At 65.1% G+C, this 13,025-nt stretch carries 8 protein-coding genes; 3 read left to right on the forward strand and 5 right to left on the reverse strand.

All coding sequences use genetic code 11. From position 1 onward, the window contains the following. Positions 1-109 precede the first annotated feature (109 nt). A complete protein-coding gene (gene pepN, locus EJ070_RS32345; RefSeq protein WP_126094972.1) occupies positions 110-2,755 on the forward strand; it encodes an aminopeptidase N in 2,646 nt (881 codons plus the stop codon). A gap of 90 nt (positions 2,756-2,845) precedes the next feature. Here the strand turns inward: pepN and EJ070_RS32350 are convergent, their stop codons facing one another. Then, on the reverse strand, positions 2,846-3,976 hold the full coding sequence (locus tag EJ070_RS32350; RefSeq protein WP_126091168.1) for an IS481 family transposase: 1,131 nt from the start codon (positions 3,974-3,976) through the stop codon (positions 2,846-2,848). Positions 3,977-4,325: 349 nt separating this feature from the next. On the opposite strand from EJ070_RS32350, the gene EJ070_RS32360 reads away from it, so the two are divergent. Both EJ070_RS32360 and EJ070_RS32365 read left to right on the forward strand, forming a co-directional pair. Then, on the forward strand, positions 4,326-6,647 hold the full coding sequence (locus EJ070_RS32360; protein ID WP_126094974.1) for a PAS domain-containing sensor histidine kinase: 2,322 nt from the start codon (positions 4,326-4,328) through the stop codon (positions 6,645-6,647). 79 nt (positions 6,648-6,726) lie between these two features. Then, positions 6,727-6,987 carry a type II toxin-antitoxin system prevent-host-death family antitoxin gene (locus tag EJ070_RS32365; RefSeq protein ID WP_126094975.1) on the forward strand — a complete coding sequence of 87 codons (261 nt, stop codon included), beginning with the start codon at positions 6,727-6,729 and terminating at the stop codon, positions 6,985-6,987. A gap of 398 nt (positions 6,988-7,385) precedes the next feature. Here EJ070_RS32365 and EJ070_RS32375 read toward each other — a convergent pair whose 3' ends face one another. The 4 genes from EJ070_RS32375 to EJ070_RS32390 are packed head-to-tail and all read right to left on the reverse strand — an operon-like array spanning position 7,386 to position 12,830. After that, positions 7,386-7,631 carry a hypothetical protein gene (locus tag EJ070_RS32375; RefSeq protein ID WP_126094976.1) on the reverse strand — a complete coding sequence of 82 codons (246 nt, stop codon included), beginning with the start codon at positions 7,629-7,631 and terminating at the stop codon, positions 7,386-7,388. A gap of 29 nt (positions 7,632-7,660) precedes the next feature. Continuing rightward, positions 7,661-10,678 carry a bifunctional [glutamine synthetase] adenylyltransferase/[glutamine synthetase]-adenylyl-L-tyrosine phosphorylase gene (locus EJ070_RS32380; RefSeq protein WP_189350203.1) on the reverse strand — a complete coding sequence of 1,006 codons (3,018 nt, stop codon included), beginning with the start codon at positions 10,676-10,678 and terminating at the stop codon, positions 7,661-7,663. Beyond that, positions 10,678-12,147, reverse strand: a complete 1,470-nt coding sequence (locus EJ070_RS32385; protein ID WP_126094977.1) for a HAMP domain-containing sensor histidine kinase — start codon at positions 12,145-12,147, stop codon at positions 10,678-10,680. Before EJ070_RS32385 ends, EJ070_RS32380 begins: the two co-directional genes overlap by 1 nt. Before the next feature lie 8 nt (positions 12,148-12,155). Beyond that, positions 12,156-12,830 (reverse strand): response regulator transcription factor, encoded by a 675-nt coding sequence (locus EJ070_RS32390; RefSeq protein ID WP_126094978.1) that lies wholly within the window; start codon positions 12,828-12,830, stop codon positions 12,156-12,158. Between the last annotated feature and the right edge of the window lie 195 nt (positions 12,831-13,025).

The raw sequence follows: 13,025 nt of genomic DNA on the forward strand, positions 1-13,025 counted from the left end.
CCCGGCGCAGTTTTGTCGAGTGACCGTTTCGTGTAAAGAGCGCGGACTTCAAAATTCTTGGGCCAGCAACCCCGCTGCCCGCCCGAAAATCGACAGGAAAACCAACGGAATGCGCACCGATACCGGCCATGTCTTCAAGCTCGAAGACTATCGCCCCAGCGACTATCTCATTCCGCGGACCAGTCTCGATTTCCGCCTGTCGCCGGATGCGACCCGCGTCACCGCCGTGCTCACCATCGAGCGGCGCGAAGGCGTCGCGGCGGCGGCGCCGCTGTTGCTCGACGGCGACGGGCTGACGCTGCTTGGCGTTGCCATCGATGGGCATGTGCTCTCGCCCTCGGACTATCAGGCGACGCCGGACCAACTGACCATTGCAAAGCCGCCGGCTGCGCAAAGCTTCGAGCTTCGCCTCGATACCGAGATCGCGCCGGCCAGCAACGAAGCCCTGATGGGCCTTTACCGGTCCAACAATGTCTATTGCACGCAATGCGAGGCCGAGGGCTTTCGCCGCATCACCTATTTCCTCGATCGGCCCGATATCCTATCGGTCTACACTGTTCGCATCGAGGCGCCGCACAACGAAGCAGCGCTGCTGCTTTCCAACGGCAATCCTGTCGAAAGCGGCACGCTGGCCGGCGGCCACCACTATGCAGTCTGGCATGACCCCTTTCCGAAACCCTCCTATCTCTTCGCGCTGGTGGCGGGTGCGCTCGGCAAGGTGGCCGGCAGCTTCACCACCCTGTCCGGCCGCGAGGTCGAGCTCGGCATCTATGTCGAGCCCGGCAAGGAGCACCTCGCCGGCTACGCGATGGACGCGCTGAAGCGCTCGATGAAATGGGACGAGGAAGCCTTCGGCCGCGAATACGACCTCGACGTCTTCAACATCGTCGCGGTGTCCGACTTCAACATGGGCGCGATGGAGAACAAGGGCCTCAACATCTTCAACGACAAATATGTGCTGGCCGACGAGGAGACCGCGACCGATGCCGACTTCGCCAATATCGAAGCGATCATCGCGCATGAGTATTTCCACAATTGGACCGGCAACAGAATCACTTGCCGCGACTGGTTCCAGCTCTGCCTGAAGGAAGGGCTGACGGTTTACCGCGACCACGAATTTTCGGCCGACCAGCGTTCGAGGGCGGTGAAGCGCATCGCCGAGGTGCGCACGCTGCGCGCGCACCAATTCCCCGAGGACCAGGGGCCGCTGGCGCATCCGGTGAGACCGCGCCGCTACCGAGAGATCAACAACTTCTACACGGCGACCGTCTACGAGAAGGGCTCGGAAGTGGTGCGCATGATCCGCACCATTCTGGGGCCGGAGACCTTCCGCGCCGGCATGGACCTCTATTTCGAGCGGCATGACGGCGAGGCCGCGACCATCGAGGATTTCCTCAAGGTGTTCGAGGATGTCTCGGGGCGAGACCTCGCGCAATTCGCGCTCTGGTATCACCAGGCCGGCACGCCGAACCTCACGGTCGGTTCCTCCTACAATGCCGCGGCCAAGGCCTTCACGCTGGAGATCGAACAGTCGGTGCCGCCGACACCGTCGGAAAGCCGCAAGCGGCTGATGCATATTCCGCTGGCCTTCGGCCTGGTTGGCGCCGGCGGCAAGCCCGCAGCCTGGCAAAGCGTCGAGGGCGCCGCCGTCGAGGACGGTGTTATCCATGTCCGCAAGCGGCGGCACACAGTGCGCTTCTCGGGGGTTGCGGAACGGCCTTCGGTGTCGCTCAACCGCGGCTTCTCGGCGCCGATTACGCTCTCGGTGCAGCAGAAGGCCGACGACCAGTTCTTCCTCGCCAGCCATGACAGCGACTCCTTCTCGCGCTGGCAGGCATTCAACACGCTGCTCACCGACGCGCTGATTGCTGCCTTCCGTCAGGTGCTGGGCGGCAAGGAGCCGGCCTTTGCACAAAAGCTCGCCGACCTTGCCGGCCGAATCGCCGGCGACGAGACCCTGGAGCCGGCCTACCGGGCGCTGGCCTTGTCGCTGCCCGGCGAGGCCGACATTGCCCGCGATATCGGCAAGGGCATCGATCCGGACGCCGTCTTCGCCGCCCGCGAGGCGCTGGCGCGGACAATCGCCGAGGCGAATCGTGAGAGCTTCTCAGGCCTCTACGACAGCCTCGCCGACAAGGGTCCATTCACCCCCGACGCGGAGAGCGCCGGGCGGCGGGCGCTGCGCAACACCCTGCTCGATTACCTTTCGCTGCTGCCCGAGGGCACGGCACTTGCCGCGGCGCATTTCCGCGCGGCAACCAACATGACGGATCGCGCGGCGGCGCTCACCGTGCTGGCGCACCGCCATGACGGCTCTCCCGAGGCGGAGGAAGCGCTGGCAAGCTTCGAGGCCAGATATCGGGGCGATGCGCTGGTGCTAGACAAATGGTTCCAGATCCAGGCCGGCGTGCCCGGCCCGCGGACCGTCGAGACGGTGCGCGCGCTGATGCGGCATCCCGCCTTCTCGATCGCCAATCCGAACCGGGTGCGCTCGCTGATCGGCACCTTCTCCAGCGCCAACCAGACCGGCTTCCATCGCGCCGACGGCCAAGGCTACCGCTTGTTCGCCGAGACCGTGCTGGAGGTCGAGAAGCGCAACCCGCAGGTGGCGGCAAGGCTGGCGACGGCGATGCGGTCCTGGCGCTCGCTGGAACCGATCCGGCAGGACAAGGCAAGGCAGGCGCTGCTGCAAATCGCGAACGTCGAGAACCTCTCGGCCGATCTGCGGGATATCGTGGAGCGCACGCTGGCGTAGCCCCTCTCCTTCTCCCCTTGTGGGAGAAGGTTGTTTGGACCGGGGACATCGCGAACAGGTGTGCGAAGACATCGCGAACAGTTTTGCATGCTATCGGGCGAGGGCATTGAGGTCGATGGTTTCTATTTTCTGATGTCTGAACCAGGCGTCGAAGACGCCGTCGGTGGCGGTGGGGCGGAAAGCGACGGACTTTCCGGCGAAGGCCCGGCACAAGCGTATGGTTCGGCCGAGAATGGAGACGAAGCCGTGCTGCTGAACGCGGCGGATGAGATCGTCCTTGGCATATTCGAACGGCTCGACTGTTTCGCGATACTGGCGCGGCGAGGCCTGGTAGCGATCGAGCGGCACGCCGCCGCCCAAGGCATCGTGGGGACGCTGGGCGTTGTAGACGTGGCGCCACTGGTCGAATGCATCCTGAGCCTCGGCGAGATTGGCGAAGGGCGGTCCCTGCAATGCCTCGGCCTTGAGCGAACGATGGAAGCGCTCGTCCTTGCCGAGCGTCTGCGGATGGCAAGGCCTGGAGTGGCTGACGGCGATGCCAATCTCGATCAGCCAGACGGTGAGCAAGGTGAAGTCGTTGCGGCCGCCATCGCCCCAAGGCGGACCATTGTCTGTGGCGATGCGCCACGGCAGGCCATAGCGACGGAAGGCGGCGATCAGCCGGGCTTTTACGGTTTCGGTGGTCTGGTCGGCGCAGGCCGACAGCGCGATCGAGAAGCGCGAATGGTCGTCGAGCACGGTAAGCGGATGCAGCCGGCCGGCGCGCAAGGCAACGTGGCCCTTGAAGTCCATCTGCCACAGGTGGTTGGGGGCGGCATGCTCGAAGCGAATGAAAGGCTGGGCTCCGCCGCCCAAAGCCCCCAGCTCGATACCGTTGCGGCGCAGGATGCCGGTGACCGTCGAGGCCGCCGGCGTGCCGATGCCTTCGCGGGCAAGCACCCGCGCGATCTTGCGCCCACCCCAGGCTGGATGCGCCACACGCACCGAAACGGCTGCCGCCTCCACCTCCGGCGCGCTGCGTGCCGGGCTCGACAGTGGTCGCCGAGACTGCTCCGCCAGGCCGGCCGCCCCTTCCATCCGATAGCGCGAAAGCAACTTGTGGCCACAGGTCCGGCCAATGCCGAAGCGCCGGCACAACGCGCTCACATTGGCGCCAGGCGCCAGCGCCAATCTCACGAACTCTTCTTTCTGGCTCATCACGCTTCTGGCCTCGAATGGCATCCCGAACCCCCTCGCGCAAAACGCGCAAAACTGTTCGCGATGTCTTCGCACACCTGTTCGCGATGTCCCCGGTCCAAACAAAGGTGTCGCCGAAGGCGACGGATGAGGGGTGTTCCAGGGAACGCCAACGTCTCACTCCGCTGGAACACCCCTCATCCGTCTCGGCGCTGCGCGCCGATCCACCTTCTCCCACAAGGGGAGAAGGGAAAAAGCGTCAATTTCAATCAACTTTTAATCTTTTTTGGCCGCGCCTCTGGACAAGGCGAATCACCTTTGATTCTTTAATGACGATTCGGGCGTGCGGCGTAGCCGGATCGTCAAGTATGCGGCAAATCGGGGAGTGCCATTTATGGCCAAGACGGACGCGTGGGGCGCGCCCGGAGGGAAGGCTTTTGCGCGTCGCGCGGCAAGGGGCGACGGGCTTGCCGGCAACGCGCGCCTGATCGCCGAGCCCGCCTACCAGCGGCTGCTGGCGGCGGAGCCGCTGCTGCGCCGCTCGATCCCCGCGCTGATCGTCATCTTCCTGATCGTCATCGCCGCGCTGCGCTTCCTGTCGCTGGTGAACGAGCGCGACGAGGTCGAACGGGAGACTAGGGCGGTGCTGTCTTTGGCCGCCGGACAGATGGCGCAGGCAATCACCGCGGACCCGAGCGCGGCCAGCGCCAATGCCGTGGACCTCCTGGAGACCACCAGCCGCCAAGGCGCCATGGGCCGCAGCCATGTGCTTGCCATCACCGATGGCGCCTTCAAGATCATCGCCGTATCGCCATTGTCGACCGGCTGGCGGGGGCGCCCGCTCGACGGCCTCGTGCTCGGCGGACAGCCGCTGTTCATGTTCGGCGACCGCGCCGGCGTGATGGATGTCAGCATCGGCGGCAAGGACTGGTTTGCCGCCGTCAGCCTCACAGGCGACCGCAAGAACGCCGCGGCGGTTCTCGTGCCCAAGGAGGCGGTGTTCGACGGCTGGCGCAAGACGGTGTCGCTCAACGTCACGCTGTTCGTGCTGACGGCGGGCGTGCTGATCGTCATCCTCTATGCCTATTTCGGCCAGGCGGCGCGCGCCCAGGCGGCTGACCGCATCTATCTCGAGGCGCATCAGCGTATCGACATGGCGCTGGTGCGCGGCCGCTGCGGCTTGTGGGACTGGGACATGGTGCGCGGCAAGATGTACTGGTCGCGCTCGATGTACGACATGCTGGGCTACGAGCCCTACGATACCATGCTGTCGTTCGGCGAGGTCGACGAGATCATCCATCCCGACGACGGCGATCTGTTCCAACTCGCCAACCGGATCGTCGAGCGCGAGATCGACCATATCGACCAGGTTTTCCGCATGCGCCACGCGAACGGGCAATGGGTGTGGATGCGCGCCCGCGCCCAGGTGATCGACCCGGAGGCGCCGGAGATCCAATTGATCGGCATCGCCGTCGACGTCACCGAGCAGCGTCACCTGGCGCTGCGCTCGGAAGCGGCGGATATGCGGCTGAGGACGGCGATCGAGAACATCAACGAATCCTTCGTGCTGTGGGATGCCGCCGAGCGGCTGATCATGTGCAACTCCAAATTCCAGAAGGACAACGGCCTCTCGGATCGCGACGTGGTGCCGGGCGCGACCCGCGACATGCTGGAGGAGCGCATGCTCGCCTTTGCCTCGGAGCGCAGGCTCGCCAATGCCAACGGTCCGCATGGCGGCGTCACGCTGGAGCGCCAGCTCGCCGACGGCCGCTGGCTGCAAGTCAATGAGCTCAGGACCCGGGACGGCGGCATCGTCTCGGTCGGCTCCGACATCACCCAGATCAAGCTGCATCAGGAAAAGCTGGTCGACAGCGAGCGCCGCCTGATGGCGACGATCCACGACCTCAGCCTCGCCCGCCGCGCCGAGGAGGAACGCGCCAAGGAGCTGGTCGAGCTCAACCGCAAATACATGAAGGAGACCGAGCGCGCCGAGGCGGCGAACCGGGCGAAATCCGAATTCCTCGCCAACATGTCGCACGAGCTGCGCACGCCGCTCAACGCCATCATCGGTTTTTCCGAGCTGATGGAGCAGCGCCTATTCGGGCCGCTGGGCTCCGAGCGCTACGAGGAATATGCCAGCGACATCAACAGCAGCGGCAAATACCTGCTCGGCGTCATCAACGACATACTCGACATGTCGAAGATCGAGGCCGGCCAGTTCTCGCTCGACCGCGAAGAGATCGACCTCTGTCCGCTGATCAAGGAGACGGTTCGCGTCATCTCGCTGCAGGCGGCGGAGAAGTCGATCACGGTGGAGACGCGCATCGCCGATGCGATGCGGCTCTACGCCGACCGCCGCGCGATCAAGCAGATCGCCATCAACCTTCTTTCCAACGCCGTGAAGTTCACTGGACAGGGCGGCCATATCACGGTTCGGGCGCGCAACGCCTCGGGCGCGCTGGTGCTCACCATCGAGGACAATGGCTGCGGTATTCCGAAACAGGCGCTGAGCAAGCTCGGACGGCCGTTCGAGCAGGTGCAGAACCAGTTCTCCAAGAACCATACCGGCTCCGGCCTCGGGCTGGCCATATCGCGTTCGCTCGCCGAACTGCAGGGCGGCGCGCTGAAGATCCGCTCGACGGAAGGCGTCGGTACCATCGTGTCGGTGCGCATCCCGCTGAAGAAGGCGCCGCCGACGGTGAAGGCGGCGGCCTGAAAGCTGACGACGACGACCGCGCGGCGCTGCTCTTGAAAAGTTATCTATTTTATCTATTTTGGATAAAGAGGTGACTTTCATGCGTGTGACATCGACGGAATTCCAACAGAATGTCGGCCGCTTCCAGGACGCCGCTCAGCGGGCGCCGGTCGCCATAACCAAGAATGGCCGGACCCACACTGTGCTTCTGTCGGCGGCAATGTTCGAAGTGCTGGTCAAGGGACAGGTCGCTAGACCCATCGAGGACCTTGACGAAGAGACGCTGAGGGCTATCGCCGAAAGCGCAGTCCCATCTCAGTATGATGAGCTGGATCAGATGCTCAAAGACTGGACGCCGTGAGCCTGCCCAAGCCTGTTCCCGGCCTGGTAATTTCCTATTCCTACCTCTGGTCGGGCGAGCACAAGGACGGTGTCGAAGAAGGTCGCAAGAATCGGCCTTGCGCCATTGTCGCCGCGCGTCGGATAGTGGAGGGGCGCGAGGTCGTGACGGTGGTTCCGATCACACATTCTGCCCCGTCTGACCCTGCCGACGCCATCGAGATGCCCGCGGCTCTCAAGGCTCATCTTGGGCTCGACGGCATGCCGTCATGGGTCGTAGTAAGCGAAACCAACGATTTCCTTTGGCCAGGACCTGATCTCAGGCCAATACCGGGAAGCAATCCCTCCCGCTTCCACTACGGCAGGCGCATGCGCGCCGCCGGCTCCGCCGGGTGCAACGCACCGAGTAGTCGCGCGATCTCAGGACTCCAAGTGCGCCTTCTCCAACGCATCAACGAGTTCGGCAACAGTGAGTTTGCCGCCATTGTCAGCGATCAACTTCCTTAGCCGCACATCCATAGCGCTGGAGAGTTGGTCGAAGCTGATGGTGCTATCCGGACCTGTCATGGCTTTACCGAGGCGCATGGTAACGCCGCCGGGGATGTGCTCGCCACTGGTGTTCCTTTCGGCGTAAGCCGTGCTGCCCACCGCGCCGGCCAGCGCCACGAAGCCAAGGGTGAGCTTCGTGGATTTTCTCAGGGGTCTTCTCTTATTGCATCGTCACCTTCGATGCGACCAGGCGGGCGTTGCGACGCTCCCGCACGAAGCAGAAGGCCGAAATCCTTGCGGACCTTCCGCGACGTCTCCTTGAGGTGCGCCTCCAGCACACCGAAATCCGGCAGGTCGGTGACCGCCAGAAGCAGATCCGAAAGCCCGGGCGGCACGTCGTCGCGCTGGAACTCTCCGGTAAGACAAAGCCTGATCATCTGGGTCAGGGCCAGATAGAGCTGCCAGGCCTCGCAAAGTTCCTGCCGGACACCCGCAGCCGCGAAGCCGGGCGCCAGCCGCGCCAGCACTTCCGCCGTCGCCGTCACCCGGCGGCCGGGTTCGATCGCGCCAGTGATGACCGCGACCTGGGCGATGAATTCGAGATCGATGAGGCCGCCCGGGATCAGCTTGATGTCCCAGTGGTCGCGCGGCGGCTTTTCCTTCTCGATCAGCGCCCGCATCTCCGAAGCTTCCGCCCTCACCTTGGCGACATCGCGCGGCTGGGCAAGCACCGCCGCTACCTCCTCTTCGACCTCGGCGCAGAGCTCGGCATCGCCGCCGATGGCGCGTGCTCTTGCCAACGCCATGTGCTCCCAGGTCCAGGCGTCCCGATGCTGGTATTTCTTGAAAGCGTCGACATGCGTGGCGACCGGCCCCTTGTTGCCGGAGGGACGCAGGCGCAAGTCGAGCTCGTAGAGCACGCCTTCGGCCGTGGGCGCCGAGACGGCGGCGATCAGCCGCTGCGTCATGCGGGTGTAGTAGTGCGAAGGCGCCAGCGGTTTCTTTCCGTCGGATTCCTCCGCATCCGCGTCGTGGTCGTAGAGCAGGATGAGATCGACGTCCGAGCCCGCGGTGAGCTCGCGGCTGCCGAGCTTGCCCATGCCGAGCAGCGCCACCCTGCCCCCGGCAATCCTGCCGTGGCGCCGTGCGAACTCGGTAGTGACTGCGTTGAGCGCGGCCTCGATGGTGAGGTCGGCCAGATCGGAAAAAGCGCGCCCCGCCCGCGCGGGATCGATCGAACCGGCAAGCAGGCGCACGCCGATCAGGAATTTCTGCTCTGAGGCGAAGATGCGCAGGCGGTCGAGCACGTCCTCATAGGCGCGGTCGCCCTCTATGAAGGCGGCAAGCCGCGCCGAAAGATAGGCACGGTCCGGCAGCTCGGTAAGCAAGGCCGGATCGAGCAGGCCGTCGAACACATGCGGCCGACGTGTGATGATGGCGGCGAGCCGGGGCGCGGCGCCCATGATCGTCGCCATCAGCTTGAGCAGCGCCGGGTTCGACTGCAGAAGCGAAAAGAGCTGAATGCCGGCCGGCAGGCCGGCGAGGAACTCGTCGAAGCGGATCAGCGCCTCGTCGGCGCGGCGCGTCTGGCCGAAGGCTTGCAGCAGCGCCGGCGCCAGCTCCGTCAGCCGCTCGCGCGCTTCGGCCGATTGGGTGACGCGGTAGCGGCCGAAATGCCAGCCGCGGATGACGCGGCAGATGTCGCTCGGGCGCTGGAAGCCGAGCCGATGCAAGGTCTGCAGCGTGTCGGGATCGTCGACGTCGCCGGTGAAGACCAGATTGCCGACGCCGGCGGACAGTTCGGGTGCCGTCTCGAACAGCGCTGCATAGTGACGCTCGACCTGCTGCAGCGAAGCGCGGAAGGCTTGCGCGAACTCCGCCTCGCCGGCAAAGCCGAGCATCAACGCTATGCGCTCAAGCTCCTCGTCCTCTTCCGGGAGGATATGCATCTGCTCGTCGGCCACCATCTGGATGGCGTGCTCGACGCGGCGCAGGAACCAGTATTGCCGGGTAAGCGCATCGCGCGCATCGGCGGTGATCCAGCCGCGCGCGGCGAGCGCGCCCAGCATCGGCACCGTCTCGCGGCCGCGCAACTCCGGAAAGCGGCCGCCGGCAATCAACTGCTGCGTCTGGACGAAGAACTCGATCTCGCGGATGCCGCCGCGGCCAAGCTTGACGTTGTGGCCTTTGACCGCGATCTCGCCATGGCCCTTATGGGCATGGATCTGGCGCTTGATCGAGTGCACGTCGGCGATCGCCGCATAGTCCATGTATTTGCGCCAGACATAGGGCTGCAGTTCCTTGAGGAAGGCCGCGCCCGCGGCAAGGTCGCCCGCCACCGGCCGCGCCTTGATCATAGCGGCGCGCTCCCAGTTCTGGCCGCGCGCCTCGTAGTAGCGAAGTGCTGCCTCGACCGGGATCGCCAGCGGCGTCGAGCCGGGATCGGGGCGGAGCCTCAGATCGGTGCGGAAGACGTATCCGTGCTCGGTGCGGTCCTGCAGGATGCGCACGAGACGGCGGGTGAGCCGCGAGAACAGCTCCGTCGCATCGAGCGGATCGATGACAGCCGGCGCCTCGGGATCGAAGAAGACGACAAGATCGATGTCGGAGGAAAAGTTCAGCTCGTGCGCGCCGAGCTTGCCCATGCCGAGCAAAATCCAGCCAGAGCCACGCGCAGGGTCCTTGGAATCGGGCAGCTTGAGCTTGCCCTGCCCATGCGCGTCCAGAAGCAGGAAATCGACGGCGGCGCGCGTCGAGGCATCGGCAAGGTTGCTGAGACGGCGCACCGTCACCGCGGTCTCGGCTTCGCCGGCAAGGTCGGCCAGCGCGATCAGGAAATGCGCCTCGGCCTTCAATTGCCTGAGTTCCATCATCAGGCTGGATTCGGAAACATTCTCGACCCGCGCCGCGCGATCGATCGTCTTGCCGATCTCGGTAAGCCGCGCTTCAACCGTCCGCTCGAACAGCGCATCGAGAATAGCCGGCCGGCGACGGGCCGTATCGCGCAAGAAGGGCGACAGGTCGAAAATGGCGGCGAGCAGATCCTGCGGCGGCCCCTCGCCGGCAAGGAACGCAGCCAGGCGTGGAAGACCGTCTTCTTCGGCGGCGTCCGCGATCTCCGACAGTTCGCGCCGGGCACGGTCGCCATCCAATGGGTGAAGCACCAGCGCCGGGCGCAACTGCCATGCGGGTTCTGCTGCTTTCTTCGCCATCCTCGCCGCCATCAATGCGCCTCCCGCGCCGGGAAACTCATGACTACGGACAATCCAGGATTGGCGGGCAAAAGATCAAGCCTGCCGTTGTGGAAAGTCATGATCGCCTTGGCGAGGCTGAGGCCCAGGCCCGAGCCCGGCTGCGAGCGGCTCTTTTCCAGCCGCACGAAACGCTCAGTGGCCCTGGCGCGGTCGGCATCGTCGGGGATGCCATGGCCATTGTCGGAGACGACGAGCTTGACCTCGCCGCCGGCGCGCTCCAGCGCGACGCGCACTTTCGGCGCGTCGGTGGCGCCGGTCGAGTATTTGATCGCGTTGTCGACGATGTTCGACAGCGCCTGGCCGATCAGCTCGCGGTTGCCGTTGATGGTGACGGCTTCCGGCACGGTGGCTTCCAACGCAACGCCCGCCTCCTCCGCGACTGGCTCGTAGAGCTCGACGACGTCGCTCACGGTGGCGGCGAGGTCGACCGGACTGGTCGTCTCGGAGGAATAGCCGGCCTCCAGCCGCGAGATCATCAGGATCGCGTTGAACGTCTTGATGAGCTGGTCTGACTCGGCGATCGTGCTCTCCAGCGCCTGACGGTAGTCGGTCGTCTTGCGCTTGCCGGCAAGTGTGGCCTCAGCGCGGTTGCGCAGTCTGGTCAGCGGCGTCTTTAGGTCATGGGCGATGTTGTCGGAGACCTGCTTCAGCCCCTCGTTCAGCCTCGCGATGCGGGCGAGCATCGTGTTGAGGTTTTCCGACAGGCGGTCGAACTCGTCGCCGGCACCGGTCACCGGCAGCCGTCCGCTGAGGTCGCCGCCCATGATGCGGCGGCTGGCGTCGGAGACGCTGTCGATGCGCTTCAGCGCCGAGCGCCCGACAAAGAACCAGACCAAGAGTCCGCCGAGGCCCATCATCCCCAGCGCCAGCATCAGCGAGCGGCGGATGACGGCGCGGAAGCGCTCGGGCTCGCCGAGGTCGCGGCCGACCAGCATGATCATCTGGTTGGGGAGTCTCAGCACCAGCGCGATGGCGTTATGGCCCTTCTCGCCCTCGGATTGCGCGCCGCTTGTACCGGTCGAAGGCGCGGTCTGGTCTCCACTGCGCAGTCGGTCGAGTTCGCCCTCACCGAAGCGCTGGTAGGAAAAGGGTTCGGTGGTCCAGCCCTCGGTCTCGATGACCCCCGGCTCCAGGCTCTGCACGTTGCCGGTCAGGATCTGGCCGTTGGCGTCGGCGATCAGGTAGAGATTGGCGCCGGGCTGGCGGGAGCGCGCCTCGACCACGCGCACCAGCACCGGCAGGCCGCCGCGCTGGTAGGCGCGAGCGAGGCCCAGCACCTCGTCGTTGATGGTATCCTTGGTCTGCCCGGTCAGCATGCTCGCCGACAGCGAGGTCATGTAGAAGACCAGCAGCACGGCGCAGAGCGCGAAAAGCAGGAAGTAAAGCGCCGAAAGCCGGGCCGCCGTCGTCTTCATGATGGCCGGCAGGGAGAGAGCCATGATCGGCTTTAGCCACCTTTCAGCATGTAGCCGGCGCCGCGGATCGTGTGCAGGATCGGCTTGTCGAAGCCCTTTTCGATCTTGCCGCGCAGGCGCGAGACGTGAACGTCGATGACGTTGGTCTGCGGATCGAAATGATAGTCCCAGACATTTTCCAGCAGCATGGTGCGCGTCACCACCTGGCCGGCATGGCGCATCAGATATTCAAGAAGGCGGAACTCGCGCGGCTGCAGCGTGATCTCGCGGCCGGCGCGCCTGACCGAATGCGACAGGCGGTCGAGCTCGAGATCGCCGACACGGTAGACGGTCTCGGACTCACGCGCGCTGGCGCGGCGGTTGAGCACCTCGACGCGGGCGAGCAGTTCGGAAAAGGCATAGGGTTTTGTCAGATAGTCGTCGCCGCCGGCGCGGAGGCCGGTAACACGGTCGTCGACCTCGCCCAGCGCCGACAGGATCAGCACCGGCGTGGTGTTGCCGCGCGAGCGGAGCGCCGCGATCACCGAAAGACCGTCGCGGCGCGGCATCATGCGGTCGACAACCATCACGTCATAGTCACCGGCATCGGCCAGCGCGAAACCAGTCTCGCCATCGCCGGCAACGTGGGCGGTATGGCCCGCCTCGGCGAAAGCTTTCTGCATATAGTCCGCCGCCTCGCGATCGTCTTCCATGACGAGAATCTTCATGGAGCCGTTATACGCGATTTCAGCGGAAGATTGAGGGGCAGCCATGGGCTCTTGCCTTCAAGTTAAAGCGGCAGCGGGTGATGGGAAACCCACTGCCGCCAGGAGCGAAACACGGTGACTGACTGACGTGCTCGGCCCCATGTTTTCCCGGCGGCGGGTCGGGGGTGTTGATACCGTCGCAGGGAAAAGTCGTTG

The sequence above is a fragment of the Mesorhizobium sp. M1E.F.Ca.ET.045.02.1.1 genome, assembly GCF_003952485.1.
GTDB lineage: Bacteria > Pseudomonadota > Alphaproteobacteria > Rhizobiales > Rhizobiaceae > Mesorhizobium.

Excerpts from the sequence above, each read along its gene's own strand:
- pepN (WP_126094972.1), top strand. The coding sequence starts at position 110 with ATGCGCACCGATACCGGCCATGTCTTCAAGCTCGAAGACTATCGCCCC.
- EJ070_RS32350 (WP_126091168.1), bottom strand. The coding sequence starts at position 3,976 with ATGCCATTCGAGGCCAGAAGCGTGATGAGCCAGAAAGAAGAGTTCGTG.
- EJ070_RS32360 (WP_126094974.1), top strand. The coding sequence starts at position 4,326 with ATGGCCAAGACGGACGCGTGGGGCGCGCCCGGAGGGAAGGCTTTTGCG.
- EJ070_RS32365 (WP_126094975.1), top strand. The coding sequence starts at position 6,727 with ATGCGTGTGACATCGACGGAATTCCAACAGAATGTCGGCCGCTTCCAG.
- EJ070_RS32380 (WP_189350203.1), bottom strand. The coding sequence starts at position 10,678 with ATGGCGGCGAGGATGGCGAAGAAAGCAGCAGAACCCGCATGGCAGTTG.
- EJ070_RS32385 (WP_126094977.1), bottom strand. The coding sequence starts at position 12,147 with ATGGCTCTCTCCCTGCCGGCCATCATGAAGACGACGGCGGCCCGGCTT.
- EJ070_RS32390 (WP_126094978.1), bottom strand. The coding sequence starts at position 12,830 with ATGAAGATTCTCGTCATGGAAGACGATCGCGAGGCGGCGGACTATATG.